At 62.0% G+C, this 18898-nt stretch carries 18 protein-coding genes; 14 read left to right on the top strand and 4 right to left on the bottom strand.

Annotation, left to right across the window (positions count from 1 at the left end; all coding sequences use genetic code 11):
- Position 1 precedes the first annotated feature (1 nt).
- From LJ656_RS28860 to LJ656_RS28825, 8 genes are all read left to right on the top strand, one after another.
- On the top strand, positions 2–916 hold the full coding sequence (locus LJ656_RS28860) for a 2-hydroxy-3-oxopropionate reductase (protein ID WP_329958912.1): 915 nt from the start codon (positions 2–4) through the stop codon (positions 914–916).
- A 392-nt stretch (positions 917–1308) separates the two neighbouring features.
- Complete coding sequence (locus LJ656_RS28855) at positions 1309–2142, top strand: RNase A-like domain-containing protein (protein WP_230512893.1); 834 nt, start codon at positions 1309–1311, stop codon at positions 2140–2142.
- Between the two features lie 9 nt (positions 2143–2151).
- Positions 2152–2442: a contact-dependent growth inhibition system immunity protein gene (locus LJ656_RS28850; protein WP_230512892.1), complete on the top strand. Its 291-nt coding sequence runs from the start codon at positions 2152–2154 to the stop codon at positions 2440–2442.
- An 84-nt stretch (positions 2443–2526) separates the two neighbouring features.
- The gene (locus LJ656_RS28845) at positions 2527–2817 is read left to right on the top strand and encodes a contact-dependent growth inhibition system immunity protein (RefSeq protein ID WP_230512891.1); all 291 of its coding nucleotides are present in this window, start codon (positions 2527–2529) and stop codon (positions 2815–2817) included.
- Positions 2818–2927: 110 nt separating this feature from the next.
- Complete coding sequence (locus LJ656_RS28840) at positions 2928–3194, top strand: contact-dependent growth inhibition system immunity protein (protein ID WP_230512890.1); 267 nt, start codon at positions 2928–2930, stop codon at positions 3192–3194.
- Positions 3195–3279: 85 nt separating this feature from the next.
- The gene (locus tag LJ656_RS28835; protein WP_230512889.1) at positions 3280–3570 is read left to right on the top strand and encodes a contact-dependent growth inhibition system immunity protein; all 291 of its coding nucleotides are present in this window, start codon (positions 3280–3282) and stop codon (positions 3568–3570) included.
- A 91-nt stretch (positions 3571–3661) separates the two neighbouring features.
- Positions 3662–3949 (top strand): contact-dependent growth inhibition system immunity protein, encoded by a 288-nt coding sequence (locus LJ656_RS28830; protein WP_230512888.1) that lies wholly within the window; start codon positions 3662–3664, stop codon positions 3947–3949.
- A 275-nt stretch (positions 3950–4224) separates the two neighbouring features.
- Entirely contained in the window at positions 4225–4518 is a 294-nt protein-coding gene (locus LJ656_RS28825; RefSeq protein ID WP_230512887.1) for a contact-dependent growth inhibition system immunity protein, read from the top strand.
- A 142-nt stretch (positions 4519–4660) separates the two neighbouring features.
- Here the strand turns inward: LJ656_RS28825 and LJ656_RS28820 are convergent, their stop codons facing one another.
- The 3 genes from LJ656_RS28820 to LJ656_RS28810 all read right to left on the bottom strand — a co-directional run bounded on the left by LJ656_RS28820 (position 4661) and on the right by LJ656_RS28810 (position 8118).
- Entirely contained in the window at positions 4661–5959 is a 1299-nt protein-coding gene (locus tag LJ656_RS28820; RefSeq protein ID WP_230512886.1) for an MFS transporter, read from the bottom strand.
- A 44-nt stretch (positions 5960–6003) separates the two neighbouring features.
- Positions 6004–6798: an NAD-dependent epimerase/dehydratase family protein gene (locus tag LJ656_RS28815; protein ID WP_230512885.1), complete on the bottom strand. Its 795-nt coding sequence runs from the start codon at positions 6796–6798 to the stop codon at positions 6004–6006.
- Positions 6799–7296: 498 nt separating this feature from the next.
- The gene (locus LJ656_RS28810; RefSeq protein WP_230512884.1) at positions 7297–8118 is read right to left on the bottom strand and encodes an alpha/beta fold hydrolase; all 822 of its coding nucleotides are present in this window, start codon (positions 8116–8118) and stop codon (positions 7297–7299) included.
- A gap of 664 nt (positions 8119–8782) precedes the next feature.
- Between LJ656_RS28810 and LJ656_RS28805 the strand changes: the two genes are divergently transcribed.
- From LJ656_RS28805 to LJ656_RS28790, 4 genes are all read left to right on the top strand, one after another.
- Positions 8783–10195, top strand: coding sequence for a cytochrome ubiquinol oxidase subunit I (locus LJ656_RS28805; protein WP_230512883.1), 1413 nt, complete (start codon positions 8783–8785; stop codon positions 10193–10195).
- Positions 10196–10214: 19 nt separating this feature from the next.
- Positions 10215–11219: a cytochrome d ubiquinol oxidase subunit II gene (gene cydB / locus LJ656_RS28800; RefSeq protein ID WP_230512882.1), complete on the top strand. Its 1005-nt coding sequence runs from the start codon at positions 10215–10217 to the stop codon at positions 11217–11219.
- Positions 11194–11349 (top strand): hypothetical protein, encoded by a 156-nt coding sequence (locus LJ656_RS28795; protein WP_230512881.1) that lies wholly within the window; start codon positions 11194–11196, stop codon positions 11347–11349. The genes cydB and LJ656_RS28795 overlap by 26 nt, the downstream gene beginning before the upstream one ends.
- 210 nt (positions 11350–11559) lie before the next feature.
- The gene (locus LJ656_RS28790) at positions 11560–12342 is read left to right on the top strand and encodes a response regulator transcription factor (protein WP_230512880.1); all 783 of its coding nucleotides are present in this window, start codon (positions 11560–11562) and stop codon (positions 12340–12342) included.
- On the opposite strand, the gene LJ656_RS28785 is transcribed toward LJ656_RS28790, so the two are convergent.
- Positions 12308–14152, bottom strand: coding sequence for a hybrid sensor histidine kinase/response regulator (locus LJ656_RS28785; RefSeq protein ID WP_230512879.1), 1845 nt, complete (start codon positions 14150–14152; stop codon positions 12308–12310). The genes LJ656_RS28790 and LJ656_RS28785 overlap by 35 nt on opposite strands.
- A 251-nt stretch (positions 14153–14403) precedes the next feature.
- On the opposite strand from LJ656_RS28785, the gene LJ656_RS28780 reads away from it, so the two are divergent.
- Positions 14404–15195 carry a hypothetical protein gene (locus LJ656_RS28780; protein ID WP_230512878.1) on the top strand — a complete coding sequence of 264 codons (792 nt, stop codon included), beginning with the start codon at positions 14404–14406 and terminating at the stop codon, positions 15193–15195.
- A 252-nt stretch (positions 15196–15447) separates the two neighbouring features.
- A complete protein-coding gene (locus LJ656_RS28775) occupies positions 15448–18864 on the top strand; it encodes an alpha/beta fold hydrolase (protein ID WP_230512877.1) in 3417 nt (1138 codons plus the stop codon).
- The last annotated feature ends 34 nt before the right edge of the window (positions 18865–18898 follow it).

Genomic DNA, 18898 nt, shown 5'->3' with positions numbered 1-18898 from the left:
CATCACACCTTCGGAGCATTCCATGCAAAAAGCAGGCTTTATCGGACTCGGCATCATGGGCAAGCCCATGGCGGCCAACCTTCTGAAGAACGGCGTGTCGCTCGCCGCGTTCACGCGCAGCGGCGTGCCCGCCGAACTGACCCAGGCCGGCGCGCTCGCGTGCGAGAACCCCGCCGCGGTGGCCGCGCACGCGGACGTGATCTTCGTGATGGTGCCGGACACGCCGGACGTCGAGCGCGTGCTGTTCGGCGAAAACGGCCTCGCGAGCGCGCTGCGCGCGGGCCAGATCGTGGTCGACATGAGCTCGATTTCGCCGATGGCGACCCGCGAGTTCGCGGGGCGCGTGCGCGAGAGCGGCGCCGATTATCTCGATGCGCCGGTGTCGGGCGGCGAAGTCGGCGCGAAGGCCGGCTCGCTGACGATCATGGTCGGCGGCGAACAGGCGAGCTTCGACAGCGTGAAGCCGCTGTTCGACATGATGGGCAAGAACGTCACGCTGATCGGCGCGGTCGGCGCGGGCCAGGTGTGCAAGGTCGCGAACCAGGTGATCGTCGCGGCGACCATCGAGGCGGTCGGCGAAGCGCTCCTGCTCGCATCGAAGGCCGGCGTCGATCCGGCGCGCGTGCGCGAGGCGCTGATGGGCGGGTTCGCGTCGTCGCGGATTCTGGAAGTGCACGGCGAGCGGATGACCAAGCGGACCTTCGATCCGGGCTTCCGGATCGAGCTGCATCAGAAGGATTTGAATCTGGCGCTGTCGACCGCGCAGGCGCTTGGGGTTTCACTGCCTAATACCGCGACCTGTCAGGCGCTGTTCAATGCGTGTGTCGCGCATGGCGGGAAGGCGTGGGATCACTCGGCGATGGTGCGCGCGCTCGAAGTGCTCGCCAATCATGAGATTGGGCAGAAGGTGGAGTGAGGTGAGTTAGCGGATTCAGGCTGGTTGGCGTGGGCCGTTTTTGGGCCTCACGTAACCGATGGCTTGCCTGATCGCACTTTTCTATTGCGGCATCGCGCGAGGTTCTTGCGCGGTGCCGCTTTTCGTTTCAGGCGGGGAGATTTTTTGCGATGGGCGCCCCTCCTCCGACTTCTCGATATTTTTATCGAGACGATTTTCAAATCTGTGAAATGGCGCGAAACAAAGGTAAATAACCTCCATCGCTGATAGCCGAAAAAGGCCGCTCAAATTGTTTGAGTGGCCTTTTTATTTTGATCTTTATCAACTAAACGCCAGAATCATCCATCGCCCATATCGCTCATTGTGCTCGACTGATACTTTGGCACGCCCGAATAAGCACAAAGGAATATGGGATGTCGAGCGAACAAGAACAAGACGGCGTGCGGGTCGTACTCAGTGCACCGCAGTTGGCGGCGATATTGGGCCGCCAATCGATCAGCTCCACTGAAATGGTTACGAACCGCCTGTGGGGCGGACTACAGCTCGTCGGCGGCGTGCTGGAAATGGCCGGAGCCGGCGCGCTGTGTGTCATGCCTGAACCAACGATGGCGAGTAAGGCCGGGTGCATCATGTTCGGCGCACATGGCTCCGACACCGCGGCGGCCGGTCTGCGTCAGATATGGACGGCGCGAGACACGGCGACGCTGACCCAGCGGGGCGCGACAAAGCTGGCCGAAGCGATGAACGCCAGCCCCGACATGGCGGGCAGTATTGCCGTGTTGCTAGATCTGGCCGTGCCGTTCGGGTTTGCAGGCTCGATCAAGGCGGCGCGCGCTTCGCGCATTACGATGGGGCGGATCAATCTGGAAATGCATGAAGCGAAAAACGGGAGCGGGATTGGGGGACATACACTGCAGAAGCACGTTGGGCGGACCGAAGCTCAGTTGCGCGAGAGGCTCAAGATCGAACCGGATCGAAAAATCGTTTCGTCGTTCACGAACCTTGAACGGGCCGAATCAGCGATATCAGAAGTTATGCGCACCAATGCGGCCAGCATCCGGAATTGGGCAGAGTCATCAGGGAAACGCAGGCCTCTCACTCTGATGCAAACGGTACAGGGGAACATCGGATATGGGGTAACTCGAAAGACCGGTAATTTAACGCTGATGAATAAGGTTGTCATTGTTTTAAAATATCAAACCTACAATGGCATGCCATATTACATTTTAACCGCCTACGTTGAATGAGGAAAAACCATGCTATCTAAACGCCACCCGGAAATGTATCAATTGTTTGGCGCATACCTTAATCAGGATTGCCGGTTATGGGGAGATACGCTTTTCGAGATCGTCTCTTGCTATAAAAGTGACAGCGAGCGGGCGCATCATCTTGAACTGATTCAAGAAATTGATTTGTTTATTAGCGAACACCCAGAAGATCTGGACGCCGCCTTCGAAACCGACTATGGGCAAGATTTTGATCCGGAATTATGGGGGTACACGACCGCCTCATTCCTTGAGGAATTGAAGCGGATGCTCAGGGAATAGTCCGTCGAACGCCATGCCAGCCGACCTCACGCTCGCTAGAACAGCGACGGGCGAGGATATCGTATTCGCAAATGGATGGATTTTATGTGGTCAACTCGCTACCCAAAGATGTATCAGTTGTTTGGCGCCTACCTCAATCAGGATTGCAAGATATGGGGAGACACGATTCCCGAAATCATCTCTTCCTATAAAAGAGACTGCCCACGAGAGAGCCACCTTGAGATGATCCGCGAAATAGATTCATTCATAGGCGAACACCCCGACGATCTGGACACCGCATTCGAAACCGACTACGGGCACGATTTTGATCCGCAATTGTGGGAGTATACGACTGCGTCGTTTCTCGAAGAGCTGAAACGGCTTCTTAGAGAATAGTCCGCTGGCCGCCACACCTGGACGGTCCATACCTCCCGACACACGCACGCGTCACGACCATCCTTGAATTGTATGAAGGGGATGTATGTTTATCGACTCGCCATCCAAAAATGTTTCAGCTGTTTTGCTGCTACCTGAACGAGGATTCCAACATATGGGGAAATACGCTTCCCGAAATCCTCTCCTGCTACAAAAGAGACTGCCCACGAGAGAGTCACCTTGAGATGATCCGCGAAATTAATTTATTCATAAATGAACATCTGGATGATCTTGACTCTGCATTCGAGACCGACTATGGGCGAAATTTTTCACCGGAATTATGGGGCTACACGACCCTCTCATTCCTTGAGGAACTGAAGCGGATTCTCAGTGAGTAGCCTGCTCGTACACGTACGATCCATCCCATGTCTGCCAGAAGAAGCAAACCGAGGGAAAGTTTAGATTTACGGATAAATGGGACATATGCTATCTAAACGTCACCCAGAAATGTTTCAGTTGTTTGGTGCATACCTTAATGAAGATTTCGATTTGTGGGGAGATACGCTTTTCGAGATCGTCTCTTGCTATAAAAGTGACAGCAAGCGGGCACATCATCTTGAATTGATTCAAGAAATTGATTTATTTATTGGCGAACATCCAGAAGATCTGGACGCCGCCTTCGAAACCGACTATGGGCAAGGTTTTGACCCGGAATTATGGGGCTACACGACCGCCTCATTCCTTGAGGAATTGCAGCGAATTCTGAGGGAATAGCCCACTGTCCGCCACACTCGAACGGCACCCTATCTCCCTGAACAGCCAGGCGTCGCGACAATCGTATCCTTGAATTCTACAAAGAGAATGTATGTCATCAATCCGCTACCCGAAGATGTACCAGCTTTTCGGTGCGTATCTCAATGAAGATTCCGATCTATGGGGCGATACGCTTCCAGAAATCATCTTTTGCTACAAGCGCGACTGTCCCCGGGAGAGTCACCTTGAGTTGATCCGCGAGATAAACTCGTTTATCAGCGAACACCCCGAAGACTTGGACACCGCCTTCGAAATCGACTACGGACCAGACTTTTCCCCGAAATTATGGGGATACACGACCACCTCATTCCTAGAAGAACTAAAGCGGCTTCTAAGCTAATAGCCCACTTGTCGCAACGCTTCCGCCAGGTCGATGCCATGCACCCGGTTTGAAGTTTGACGACTCATGTTTGCGCGCGTCGAGCCACCGAGGCTGCCCGCGTCAAGCGCCAGCGCCGCTTGATCACGCGTTGGCAAGTCGAGCGGATACCGGTCGCACACACGCCGAAGCGATTGCCCGCGCCTTCGTCAGGCTCTCCACAAACCACGCCGAAACACGTGAGTTCCAAGACCATGCGAAACCAAGCGCCCCTCACCCAACGCCATGAGACCACTATGACTATCCAATCGCACTACCCGAACCTGGATTTTTTGATTCGTGGCTATTTCAATGAAGATTTCGACTTGTGGGGCAACACCGTTGCAGAGATCCTCTGCTGCTTCAAGGAGGAAAACGACCAGGTTATTCGTACGCAAGTCGCAACTGAAATTGACCGCTTCAAGCGCAACCACTCCGCCAATCTGGATGCATCTTTCGAAAAAATCTACGGCCTTTACGTTGATCCCGAACCGTGGGGCCACACCACCGCCTCATTCCTCGAAGAACTAAAACGGCTCCTACGTGAATAGTCCCACCCGCCCCAATCCGAGCAACAAAAAAGACGGCGCCCACTCAAATGGACGCCGCCTCTCACATCACTACCAGATCGACCCGCTAAAGCTAAGCTAAACCGAAAGCAAAGCCGAAAGCAAAGCCAACCGTCATCCACTATCACTTCACCGCCACCGGCTCCGCCCCAATCCACTTCGGCTCCGGCGCCCTGTCCGAGCTTTTCGCCATCAGGCAGACCACCGCCGCCGCGATCAGGTCGAACACGGCCAGCACGACGAACAGCGGGCTATAACCGATCTGCGTAACCAGCACGCCGAACAACGCGGTGAACACCGCCGCGCCCAGATAACCCGCCATCCCGCCCATGCCGGTCGCGGTCGCGACTTCGTTCTTGCCGAACATATCCGACGTAATCGCATACAGCGCTCCGGACAGCGTCTGGTGCGCGAAACCGCCGACGCACAACAACGCCACCGCCACATACGGACTCGCCACCAGACCCACGCACGCCGGTCCGATCATGAACAGCGCGCCGACCACGAACACCATCTTGCGCGACGTGAACAGCGACACCTTCGCGTACTTATGAAACAGCGGGCTCAGATAACCGCCGAGCACGCAACCGATATCGGCGGCAAGGAACGGCATCCACGCGAACATCGCGACTTCCTTCAGGTTCATGTGACGCTCGGTCATCATGTACAGCGGAATCCACGCATTGAAGGTCTGCCACGCCGGCTCCGACAGCATCCGCGGAATCCCGATCGCCCAGAAGTCGCGGCTCACCAGCATCGCGCGCCAGTTACGTTTCGGGGTGCTAACGTCGTCGCTATGCTTGGCTTCCTGGCCGCTCAGAATGTAGTCGCGCTCGTCGTTGCCCAGCAGCTTCTGGTTGCGCGGATGCTTGTAGACGAACATCCACAGCACGCTCCACACAATCCCCGCGACGCCGACGATCACGAACGCAAGCTGCCACTGACCGCGCAACAACGCCCACACCACCAGCGGCGGTGCCAGCAGCGCGCCGATCGACGAGCCGATGTTGAACCAGCCGATCGCCACCGAGCGCTCTTTCGCCGGGAACCACTCGCTGGTCGCCTTCACGCCGGCCGGAATGCCCGCCGACTCGGCCAGCCCGAGCAGCCCGCGAAACACCGCCAGGCTGCGCCAGCCGGTCGCCCACGCGGCCGCCGCGCAAGCCACCGACCACGCCAGCGCGAACACCGCGAAGCCGAGCTTGGTGCCGATCGTGTCGAGCACGAAGCCGGCGACCGGCTGCATGAACGCATAACAGAGCTGCCACGCGACCACCACGTGCGCGTACTGCTCGGTCGTGATGTTCAGGTCCTTCATCAGCGTCGGTGCCGCGACCGACAGCGTGTTGCGCGCGAGGTAATTGATGATCAACCCGGCCGCGACCAGACCCACCATCCACCAGCGAATACCCTTGATCTTCATTGCCACATCTCCTGCTCAAACAACTCCCGTTCGACCGACGGGGCTTACGACTTGCGCGAATAATCGATGCCGACGAAGCTGCCGCCCTGGAAGCGCTGGCCGAGCTCATCGAGAGGATTCGGACGCGATTCGATGTCGACCGCGTAATCCTCGGCGTTCTGCTTCGGCTGATAGCCGAGCCGCGCGGCGCCGCTGTTGTCCCACCAGCTGCGCGTATTCGCCGACACGCCCCAGATAGTCAGGAACCCTACGTGTTCCACTTCGATGCAGCGCTCAAGGAAATGGAACAGGTCCTGATGGCCGAACCACGTGCTCAGGTGACGCTGCTCGGTCGGCCGCTCGAGGCAGCTGCCGATCCGCACGCACACGCTTTCGATTCCGTGCTTGTCCCAGTACATCCGCGCGAGTGATTCGCCCCACGCCTTCGACAACCCATAGAAGCCATCCGGGCGCAGTTCGCAATCGAGGCTCAGATGCTCGGTGACGGGGTACATGCCGATCGCGTGGTTCGAACTCGCGAACACGATGCGCTTCACGCCGTTGCGGCGCGCGCCTTCATACACTTCGACGAGACCGCGCAGATTGTTCTCGATGATCTCGGGCAGCGGACGCTCGACGCTGGTGCCAGCGAAATGGATCAGCACGTCGACGCCGTTCAGCAGCCGGTCGACCACCGCCGGATCGCGCAGATCGCCGTTCATCACGTCCTCGCCATCGACCAGCGGCGTCAACGCTTTTGAGCCCGCGGCCGAACGCAACGGCATGCCGCGTGCGACGAATTCTGCACGTACTACGGAGCCGAGCTGGCCGCCGGCGCCACTCAAGGCGATCTTCTTCATAAGGGTTCCTTTGCTGCGCCGCGCGCGAGATCAACAGGGGACGGGGATCGAGCGGTCTGCGAGCCGCGTCGGGGGCGGCGCTAACCCACTCAGGTTGTACGATAACGTACTATTAACGATTGACAGCCGGATTTCAACTAGGCATTTACCCGTAAACAGTGGGGTGTTCCTTTTCGATCTCTTTAATAATCAATGAGATGCCCAACATCATATTTATGCGACATCGTATGACTAAGAGGGTGTAATCGTTCATTAATCGGAGGGTCGCGCCGCTACCCCGCGCATCGCGGCCAGCCCGTACCCGAGGCTCGCGCGTCGAACGGCACCAACGAAAAAGCGCGGGACGGCAGTGAAACCGGCAAGCCGACGCACGGCGAATCATCTACACGACCGCCCATCGCGCCCTACCCGTCTTTCACCCGTCCCGCGCTTTACCCACGCTTTAACCGCGCTACACAGCCCGTTACAGCGCAACCAATCCGACAGCCCTCACCCCAATCACGAGCCGATGAACTCAAGCAGATCGGCGTTGACCTTGTCGGCCTCGACCGTGCACATGCCGTGCTGACCGCCCGCATAGACCTTCAACGTCGCGTCCTTGACGATCTTCGCGGTCTGCCGGCCGGCTGCGTCGATTGGCACGATCTGGTCGTCGTCGCCGTGCAGCACCAGCGTCGGCACGTCGATTTTCTTCAGGTCTTCGGTGTAATCGACTTCGGAGAACTGCTTGATGCAGTCGTACAAGCCCTTGATCGAACCGGCCATCCCCTGGCGCCAGAACGAATCGATCACGCCTTGCGAGACCTTCGCGCCCGGCCGGTTGTAGCCGTAGAACGCCAACGCGAGATCCTTGAAGAACTGCGAGCGATCGTCGACGACGCCCTTGCGGATCCCGTCGAACACGTCGATCGGCAGGCCGAGAGGATTGTCCGCGGTTTTCAGCATCAGCGGCGGCACCGCGCCGATCAGCACCGCCTTCGCGACCCGCGCGGTGCCATGACGGCCGATGTAATGCGCAACCTCGCCGCCGCCGGTCGAATGACCGACCAGCGTCGCGTCCTGCAGGTCGAGATGCTCGATCAGCGCGGCCAGATCGTCCGCGTAGGTATCCATGTCGTTGCCGTCCCACGGCTGCTCCGAGCGGCCGTGGCCGCGCCGGTCGTGCGCGATCACGCGAAAGCCCTTGTTGCCGAGAAACAGCATCTGCGCATCCCACGCATCGGCGGTCAGCGGCCAGCCGTGCGAAAACACGACGGGGCGCCCCTTGCCCCAATCCTTATAGAAAATCGACGTACCGTCTTTCGTTTTGATCGTGCTCATCTGCTGACTCCTGAAGGATGAAGTCTGCCGTCGCCGGCAGGTGGATGAAGCTGATGCAGTATCGAAGCATGCCGCCCGCGCGTGACAGCAAGCACAGCGGCAGCAAATAAGTCAGGCAAACGCCCACAGCCGCGACTCATCACAGGCCGTTGCAATAACGCAATTACGCAATAACGCGAAAACGGCCCAGATAACGGACTGGTTAATGCGCAATCAATAAAACGAAAAGAAATAGCTGAAGCGTTCAGCTGGAAGCGAGCATCGTAGAAGTAAAAAAATCGGGTGGCTAGCGTGCCAACAGAAGAAGTCGGTTCGGATGGATCGATTGTCGGTTGCCGACGGACCACGCGCTCGAACCGCCGCGACAACAGCGCGCAAGCCATCGCCGCAGCGTATTGCTGCAGCGCGGTCGATTGCCGCACTGCATGCGCGGGTGCGCGAATCCCTTCCCGTTATGCACGAACCAAAAGTTGATCCTCATCAAGAACTTGCGAGATCGATATGCAAATTAGCGATTAAACAACGCGGTTCTTTGACGCACGGCGCATTGCAACACGATTTCCTTCGATCCCCTACGCTTGCGCCATCTGCCCGAGGGTAGTGCGCACCGACACCGGTCGACGCGCGGAAGTCCGCTCACCCGGCTATCACGCACAACACGATTATGAGCTCTGCAATATCGGCGTTCGATCTCGCCCGCATTCAATTCGCGTTCACCGTTTCATTTCATATCGTTTTTCCGGCACTCAGTATCGGACTCGCCAGTTTTATCGCGGTGCTCGAATGGCGCTGGCTGAAAACCGGTAAGACCTACTACAAAGATCTTTGCCTGTTCTGGTCGAAAATCTTCGCGGTGGCCTTCGGTATGGGCGTCGTCTCCGGCGTCGTCATGGCTTATCAGTTCGGCACCAACTGGTCGGGCTTTTCCAGTTTCGCGGGACCGGTCACCGGTCCGCTGCTGATGTACGAAGTGATGACCGCGTTCTTTCTCGAAGCGGGCTTCCTCGGCATCATGCTATTCGGCTGGCAACGCGTCAGTGCGCGCGCGCACTTCGGCGCGACGCTGATGGTCGCGATCGGCACGCTGATCTCGACCTTCTGGATTCTCGCCTCCAATAGCTGGATGCAGACCCCGCAAGGCTTCGAAGTCGTCAACGGCCAGGTCGTGCCGCTCGACTGGTTCAAGATCATCTTCAATCCGTCGTTCCCGTACCGCCTCGCGCATATGGCGCTCGCGGCGTTCATCGTCGCCGCGCTGGTGGTCGCGGCGGTCGGCGCATGGCATCTGCTGCGCGGCCGGCGCGATCCGGCGGTCAAGAAAATGTTCTCGATGGCGCTGTGGCTGCTGCTGGTCCTCACGCCGATCCAGGCCTTCGTCGGCGATCAGCACGGTCTGAATACGCGCGAATATCAGCCGGCGAAGATCGCCGCGATCGAAGGTCTTTGGGAGACCGAAACAGGCGGCACCGCGCTGAACCTGTTCGGCATCCCCGACATGAAGGCCGAAACCACCCGCTACGCGGTATCGATTCCGCACCTGGGCAGCCTGATCCTGACCCACAGCTGGGACGGCGAAATCCGCGGCCTGAAGGAATTCCCGCCGCAAGACCGGCCGAATTCGACCGTCGTGTTCTGGAGTTTTCGCATCATGGCGGGCCTGGGCGTGCTGATGATCGCAATGTCGATCGCCGCATGGGTGCTGCGCCGCCGCGGCCGTCTGTTCGAGTCGAAGTGGTTCCAGCGCCTGTGTCTGGCGATGGGTCCGAGCGGCTTCATTACGCTGCTGGCCGGCTGGGTCACCACCGAAGCGGGCCGTCAGCCGTGGGTCGTGTACGGCGTGATGCGCACGTCGCAGGCGGTCTCGCCGCTGACCGCGCAGCAGGTCGGGCTGTCGCTGATGACTTTCGTGGTCGTCTACTTCCTCGTGTTCGGCACCGGCATCTACTACATGCTCAAGCTGATGCGCACAGGCCCCGCGCTGCCGGGCCAAAGCCCGCACGACGCGCCGCAACCGACGTCCGCGCAAACCGCGCGCCGCCCGCTGTCCGCCGCCGATCAGATGATCGACGCCGCCTAACCGCCACGAGAGAAACAGTATGGACATAACCGTCGTATGGGCCGCGATCATCGCGCTGGGCCTTTTCATGTACGTCGTGCTGGACGGCTTCGACCTCGGCATCGGCATTGTCTTTCCGTTCTTCCCCGACGAGAAGGAGCGCGACCTGATGATGAACACGGTCGCGCCGGTCTGGGACGGCAACGAAACCTGGCTGGTGCTCGGCGGCGCCGCGCTGTTCGCGGTGTTTCCGATCGTCTACTCGACCGTCCTGTCGGCGCTTTATCTGCCGCTCATCTTCATGCTGGTGTGCCTGATCTTTCGCGGCGTGTCGTTCGAGATTCGCGCGAAGGCGCGCCGCACCAAGCACCTGTGGGACCTCGCGTTCATCGGCGGCTCGGCCGGCGCGACCTTCTTTCAGGGGATCGTGCTCGGTGCATTCCTGCAAGGCATTCCGGTCATCGACGGCGGCTATGCGGGCGACGCGTTCGGCTGGCTCACGCCGTTCAGCCTGCTGACGGGTCTCGGGCTCGTCGCGACCTATGCGCTGCTCGGCTGCTGCTGGCTGGTCGCGAAGACCGAAGGCGATCTGCAGCGGCGCCTGCATCGCGTGGTGTGGCCGCTCACGCTGGTGCTGCTCGGGTTCATCGTGGTGGTCAGTCTGTGGACCCCGATGATGGACGCCGGCATCAAGCAACGCTGGTTCCATGACGGGATCTTCTACCGTCTGCTGCCGGTGCCGTTCCTCGTCGCGGTATGCGCGTTCTTCATGCATCGCGCGGTGCGCGCGCGGCATCACAACACGCCGTTCGTGCTGGCGCTGACGCTGGTGCTGCTCGGCTATCTCGGGCTGCTGGTCAGCCTGTGGCCGTACGCGATTCCGTCGAGCCTGACGCTGTGGGACGCGGCCGCGCCGCGCGCCAGCCAGACCTTCACGCTGGTCGGCGCGGCGGTGATTCTGCCGATCATCATCGCGTACACGACGATGGGTTACTGGGTTTTTCGAGGCAAGGTGCGCCATGACGACCAACACCACTATCACTGAAGCACGCGAGCGCAAGCTGCCGGGCTGGCTCTGGTTCATCGCGCTGTGGTGCGGCGGCGTGGCCGCCGCGCTGTCGCTCGGTTACGCGTTCAAGCTGCTGATGTACGCGACGCTGTTCGCGGTCAAATAACGGCGCCCCGGTGCTCGGCACGCCGGCGCCCGTCGAGCCGGGAGCGGCATAAACTGGCAACACGCGCGGCGCGGCGCTTCAAAAACCGGCCGCGCGGCTCGTCTACCAAGCAAGCCGGAACCTGTGCGCGGGAGACCTGCATTAACATCACGTAGCGCATCGAACGATGCCGGCAACCCTCAACGGACAGGCTCGACTCGCGGAGACATCATGAAGTTTCTTGTGGCCGACGACCATGAACTGATCCGGCAAGGTGTCAAAGGGATGCTGCGCGGCTTCGATGCCGACGCGCAGTTCGACGAAGCCGACAGCTGGGAAACCCTCGCGAGCGCCGCGCGCCCCGACGCGAATCACGATCTCGCGATCGTCGATCTGCATATGCCCGGAATGAGCGGCGCGAGTTCGCTCGAAGCGCTGCTGAAGGCGAATCCGGCGCTGCCGGTGGTGGTGCTGTCCGCGGAAGAATCGCCCGACGAAATGCGCGCGGTACTGGCGGCCGGTGCGCTCGGCTTCGTACCGAAACGGCAGCCCGCCAGCGTGATGCTGAAGGCGATCGAACTGGTGCTGTCCGGCGGCGCCTATGTGCCGATGGAGGCGCTCAGTTTGCTGGGCTCGCGCGACGCGCAGGCGAGCGGCAGCGGCACCGACGTCGCGCTGAGCGCCGGGGTCGGCGCGCAAGCCGGCGGGTCCGCCACCACCACCGCCACTGCCGCCCGCGGCGCCGCTGTCGCCCAAATCGAACCGCTGACCCAACTCCCCTCGCTGCAACCTCATCAGCAGCATCTGCTGGAAAATCTGTCGCCGCGCCAGCAGGACATCATGCGGCTCGTGCATCGCGGCTGGACCAACAAGATGATCGCGCGCGATCTCGGCGTCGCCGAAGGCACGGTCAAGGTCCATCTGTCGGTGATTTTTCGGGCGCTCGGCGTGCACAACCGCTCGACCGCGATCGCGGTGATCAACGGCTGGCTGGAGGCGGGGAAGACGCTGTAGCGTTCGCTGCGCGTGCGCTCGTCGGCGGCTGCGCGCCGCGCCCGCGCTCCGCTTCCGCCTGCTGCCACAGCATCTCCAGCGTGCGCCGCAGGCGCGCCGGCGTGACCGGCTTGTGCAGCACCGGAATCCCCTGCAATGCGAGCGCCGCCAGCTCGGTCGACGCCATATCGCCGGTAATCAGCAGCGTCACCACATTCGCCTGCCCCGCGCGCGCGAGCGCCGCGCGGATCGCGCCGAGCGCCTGCACGCCGGTGCGGTGATTGGCGAGCTGGTAATCGCACAGCACCGCGTCGGGCATGAAGCCGTCGCCGAGCGCGGCGAGCGCTTGCGCTTCGTCGCGCGCGCCGCGCACCTCGCAGCCCCAGCGCGCCAGCAGACTCGCGAGCCCTTCGAGAATCGACGGCTCGTCGTCGATGCACAGCACCCGCCGTCCGCGCGCCGCCGGCCCGCTCGCCACCGTATCGTCGAGACTCGCGACGATCCCGCTCGGGTCGCCCGCATGCACCGGAAAACGGAATACCGAACCGCGCCCCGGCGCCGAACGCAGTTGCAGTTCGCCGCCGAGCAGGCCGACCAGCCGCTTCACCGTCGGCAGCCCGAGGCCATGCCCCTGGCGCGCGTCGCGCTGCGGATTGGCGACCTGATAGAACTCCTCGAAGATCCGCGCATGCTCTTCCGGCGCGATGCCGACGCCCGAATCGCGCACCTCGATATAGCCGCCGCTGCGCCGCCCCGCGCGCCGCAAGCCAAGCCAGATCGCGCCTTCGTCGGTATAGCGCACCGCGTTCGACAGCAGATTGCTCAGCACCCGTTCGAGCAGCACCGGATCGTCGTAGACGACCAGCGAAGTCGGCGCGATCCGCAGCGCGAGCCCCTTCGCGGCGGCCTGCGGCCGGTACTGGCTGCCGACCCGCTCGAACAGCTCGGCAAGCCGGAAATGCAGCCGGATCACCTGGGTCACGCCGCTTTCGAGCCGCGCCAGATCGAGCACCTGATTGAACAGCTGGTTCAGCGCCTCGACGTTGTAGACGATATGGCCGGCGGTTTTCGCGTGCTGCGCGGGGGTCGCGGCCGGATCGTTCAGCGACGCCGCGAGCAGCCCGATCGCATGCAGCGGCTGGCGCAGATCGTGGCTGGCGGCCGCGAAGAAGCGCGTCTTCGCGAGACTCGCCTCTTCGGCGACGCGCTTTTGCGCGGCCAGCGATTGCGCCAGGTACTGCTGATCGACGCGCGCCTGCACGACCTGGCGAAACAGCTTGCGGTAGCTCATCGCATAGACGTTGATCGCGCAGAAGAAGAACGCCAGCACGATCGCAAGAATCGTGCGATCGAACGTATGCGAGCCGAACAGCAATACGATCGACGGCAGCAGCAGGAATGGAATCGAGGTCGAGAAATTCAGCAGGTCGAAGCCGTTCGACATGAACACGCCGGCCGCCAGCGTGACCAGCATCACGGTGTGCAGCACCGGCAAATCGGTTTGCGGACTCTGGAACGCGAACCACACCGCGAAGCCCGGTCCGCTGTACAGCAGCACGCCGCGCAGCGCGTGCAGATAGATCCAGTCGCGCGGCGACAGCCATCGCGGATAGCGGCGGTTGCACAGCCACAGCGCGAGGCCCGCGCAATTGGCGAGGCCGTAGAAAACGAAGCAGGCAATGAAAAGCGGCAGCGCCGGCACGTGCGGCCAGTAGATCGCCACCAGCACCGCGATCGAAAACCAGTGGGAAAAGAACGCGATCGGATCCTGCGCGTACAGCACTCGCACCAGGTCTTCGTCGATAGCACGCTGGATCGGCTCGGCCCGCATCGCGCGGTCTCCTTTTGCGGCGTTCTTTTACTTCGGACCCCCATCCATCAGACGAATAGTTAGTAGTTCGTCAGAAGGTTTACCCGGCAGTTTACCCATCAGCTAACACTTAATCCATATAGGCGAAGGTGTTGCCGCAAACCATACTGCACTCACGTTTTCAGCGCGGCATCACCGGCACATCGCCAGTTCTAAAGGCCCTCTCCACCGTGGCCGAACCGCGCTCCCTGCCAACCGTGACGGAGGTTTCCATGGGTGCAGTCCCGAGCTACGAGTTCGCCCGCCAACTCGACGACGCGATCCTTCCCGAGCTGTGGCGCAGGCGCACCCGGCTGTCGGCGGACGAAATGGTGTCGATGGTCGAACTGGTCAAGCGCGCGCTGCGCACCTATCACCCGCTCGAATTGCAGGCGCTCGGCGAGGACAAGGAGGAACTGGTCGCCCAGTTCATCTACGCGAAGGTGCTGCGGCTCGCGCCCGGCCACACTGAAACCAGCGCGTGCGCCGACAGTGCGCCGTCCAACAGCTATGCGCTGTGCGCATATTTCCGCCGCTATCTGATCGACTGTCTGCGCAGCGCGTGCCATCAACGCAATGTGTCGATGGAAAGCGAAGGTGTCGTGCAGGAGATCGATCTGCATGCGCGCGCGCTCGAAGATCCGGTCGACAGCGTGCTGCTGCAATACGGGCTGAACGAGCAGCGGGTGCGCGACGCGGCGCGCGAGTTTATCGAAGGACTCGACGAGCCTGAGCGCATCGTGCTGGCCGGCAGCCTCGGCTGGTGCTCCGAGGGCAAGGGCGGACTGTCGGCGGTGGCGACTCGGCATCGGGTCCCCTCCTATCACTATCGTGCGGTCAAGCTAGGTGTCACGATGAAAAAGACGGCGGGCGCGGCGGATTTTTCCAATACCAAAATCGGCCGCTGGCTGACCGAAACGCTCGGCATCGCGATCGAACTCGAAAATCGTGCGGCGATCCTGCTCGCGCTGAACCTGCTCGCGGCGCAGTCGAATGCCAGCGAGTGCAATGAAGTGGCCGCCTAATTAGTTCGGATAACAAACCGGCCACATAAAGGCGACGACAGCGGCGCATGACGGGACGGCCGGCTATCACCGGCAAGGGGACGTCCCGGCCATGCGCCCCGGTACCTCGCACGCTACGTCTGCGCGCCCTCCACGGCGCGCTTTTTTTGCGCGCGCGTTGCGCCTACGATAAAAAAGCTGCCGCCACGCGCCGTCTTTGTTCCGAAGCGCAGCTTGCGCTCCCCGCATCCGATTCCAGACGAGGTGGTCCCGATGAACCGCTTATCGAGCGCGCCGACGGCGCTGCAATCGCATTACGAGGTGGTAGTGATAGGTTCGGGCTACGGCGGCGCGATCGCCGCGAGCCGGATGGCGCGCGCGGGCCGCAGCGTGTGCGTGCTCGAACGCGGCCGCGAGTTCATCGCGGGCGAGTATCCGCGCACGCCCGTGCAGGGCGTCGAAAATATTCAGTACAACACTGCGGCCGAACAGATCGGCTCGCGGCTCGCGCTAATCGAAGTGCACGTGAACGAGGACGTCAACGCGGTGGTCGGCTGCGGGTTGGGCGGCACCTCGCTGATCAATGCGAACGTCGCGCTGCGAGCAGATCCGCGGCTGTGGGACGATCCGCGCTGGCCTGCCGCGCTGCGCGCCGATCAGCGCGGCCGCGACGACGGCTACGCGCTCGCGTGGCAAATGCTGTCGCCGGCGCCGGTGCCCGCCGATTTCCCGCCGCTGCCGAAGCTGCAGGCGCTCGAAAAATCCGCGCAGGCGCTCGGCATGGCCGACCGTTTCAGCCGGCCGCCGATCACGGTCACGTTCAACAGCGGCCCGAATGCGGCCGGCGTCGAACAGCACGCGTGCGTCGGTTGCGGCGATTGCAACTCCGGGTGCAACTACGACGCGAAAAACTCCACCCATATGAACTATCTGCCCGATGCGGTCGCGCACGGCGCGCAGATTTTCACCGGCACGGCCGTGCATTCCGTGTTGCGTGATCCGGCCACGCAGCAATGGAAGGTCAACTTCCAGCTGGTCAAGCTCGGCCGCGAAAGCTTCGGCGCGCCCGATCTATTCGTGCTCGCCGATATCGTGATCATCGCGGCCGGCTCGATCGGCTCGACCGCATTGCTGCTGCGCTCGCGCGACGCGGGGCTGAACCTATCCGATATGCTCGGCCAGCATTTCACCGGCAATGGCGACGTGCTCGCGTTCGCGTACAACACCCGGGACACGATCAACGGCGTCGGCTGGGGCGAGCACACCGCGGGCGAGATCGAGCCGGTCGGGCCGACCATAACCGGCCTGATCGACAATCGCGCGGCGGCCGCCGATGTTCAGGATGGCTACGTGATCGAGGAAGGCTCGCTGGCCGGACCGGTCGGCGAAGCGCTGGTCGCGATGCTCGGGGCGGCCGCGCCGCTCGAAGGCGTCGATCCGGCCGGCACGCCGCCGCTGCACGAACGGCTCGCGTACGACGCGCGCACGATCGACAACGTGATCCGCGGCCCGTATCACGGCGCGCTGCATCACACGCAGAGCTACCTCGTGATGGCGCACGACGACGAACGCGGCCGCATCTCGATCGACGACCGCGGCCGCGCGCGTATCGCATGGCCGAACGCCGGCAGCCAGCCGGTGTTCCAGACCATCGAGGACGTGCTGATCAAGGCGAGCGTGCCGCTCGGCGGCAAATATCTGCGCAATCCGATCTCGACGGAAATTCTCGGCCGCCGCACCGTCACCGTGCATCCGCTCGGCGGCTGCGGGATGGGCGAGGACGCGCAGCATGGGGTGGTCGATCACACCGGCTGCGTGTTCAGTGGCGCGACCGGCAACGCGGTGCACGACGGTCTGTACGTGATGGATGGCGCGGTGATGCCGATGTCGCTCGGCGTCAATCCGCTGCTGACGATTTCCGCGCTCGCCGAACGCAACTGCGCGCTGCTCGCCGCGAAGCACGGCTGGTCCATCGACTACGCGGCGCAAGGCACAGCCGCGCCGCCGCCCGCGCAGAAGATCGGCCTGCGCTTCACCGAAACGATGGTCGGCACCTACACGCCCGCGGCCGTGGGCGACGCGGCAACCAGTCCGATCGAATTCACGCTGACGGTCGAATCGGACGACCTCGCCGATATGCTGCGCAATCCGGATCATCTGGCGCGCACCGCCGGCACGCTGACCTGCCCCGCGCTGTCCGCGCAACCGCTGACGATCACCGACGGCACGTTCAACCTGTTCGTGGTCGACGCATCGGACGTCGACGAGCGCAACATGACGTATCACATGACGCTCGCTTCAGTGGAAGGCAAAACCTGGTACCTGACCGGCCGGAAGATCATCACGCGCACGTCGCCGATCAACCTGTGGGAGCAGACCAACACGCTGTATGCGCAAATCCGCGCGTCGGCTGATGAAACGGCGCCGCTGGCCGGCACCGCGACGCTGATAATCACGCCGGCGAACTTCCTGAAGCAGCAGCGCACGCTCGAAGTCACGCATGCGCCCGATCTGAAGACCCGCCTCGAATGGACGCTGAAGTTCGGCAAGTTCTTCGCGGGCGTGCTGTTTAGCGAATACGGCGGGGTCGCCGCGCCGCTGCAGTTCTACGATCCGACGCTGGCGCCGCGCGCGAAGCGCACGCTGCGCGCGCCGCCGCCGCAGATCACGTTCTTCACGACGCCCGACGGCACCACACTAAAACTCACGCGCTACCACGACGCGGCCAGCGGCAAGCCCGCGAAACCGGTCCTGCTGATCCACGGCTCGGGCGTATCGAGCCGGATCTTTTCGACCGATCTGATCGCGACCAACCTCGTCGAATATCTATGCGCGTCGGACTACGACGTGTGGCTCGTCGATCTGCGCGTCAGCATCGAACTGCCGAGCGTGCTGGTGCCGACCGACGTCGACAAGGTCGCGCGCGAGGACATCCCCGCGGCGGTCGCGAAGATTCGCGAGCTGACCGGTGTGCCGCAAATCCAGGTGCTCGGCCATTGCATGGGCGGCCTCGCGCTCAGCATGTCGCTGCTATACGGGCTCGCCGGCGTGCGCTCGGCGGTGATCTCGCAGGTGGCCGCGCATCCGGTGCCGGGCAAGTTGCAGCGCGTGAAGGCCGGGCTGCATATCCCGGACCTGATGCAGCATCTGCACGTGCGCGATCTCACTGCTTACACGCAACACGATTCGTGGCCCGCGAATCTGTTCGACGAAGCGCTGCGGCTCTATCCGCTCGATCACGACGAGGGTTGCGGCAATCCGATCTGCCATCGCGCGACCTTCCTGTATGGACTGCTGTACGAGCACGAGCAGTTGAACGAGACGCTGCATGCGAACCTGCAGGAATTGTTCGGTATCCACGACATGGCGGTGTTCCAGCATCTGGCCACGATGGTGCGGGCCGGTCACGTGGTCGATGCGCACGGCGAGAATGTCTATCTCGCCGGCGCGAACGGGATGAAGGGAATCGAAGGAATGCGGCTGCCGATCGGCTTTATTCACGGCGACAGGAACGAAACCTATCTGCCGGTAAGCACCGAACTGACCTTCGACATGCTGCGCAACCGCTTCCCCGAGCAGCCGTATGAACGGCATCTGATTCCGGGTTACGGACATATCGACTGCATCTTCGGCAAGAACGCGGCGGTCGATGTTTATCCGCTGATCGTCCGCTATCTGGACGAGCACTGACGGCGACGCCGCAGCCGCCGACGCGCCGCCCATA

Source organism: Paraburkholderia sejongensis, assembly GCF_020880815.1.
Classification (GTDB): domain Bacteria; phylum Pseudomonadota; class Gammaproteobacteria; order Burkholderiales; family Burkholderiaceae; genus Paraburkholderia; species Paraburkholderia sejongensis.
Note: the sequence above shows the minus strand (reverse complement) of the source record. Positions and strands in the feature narration are given on the sequence as shown.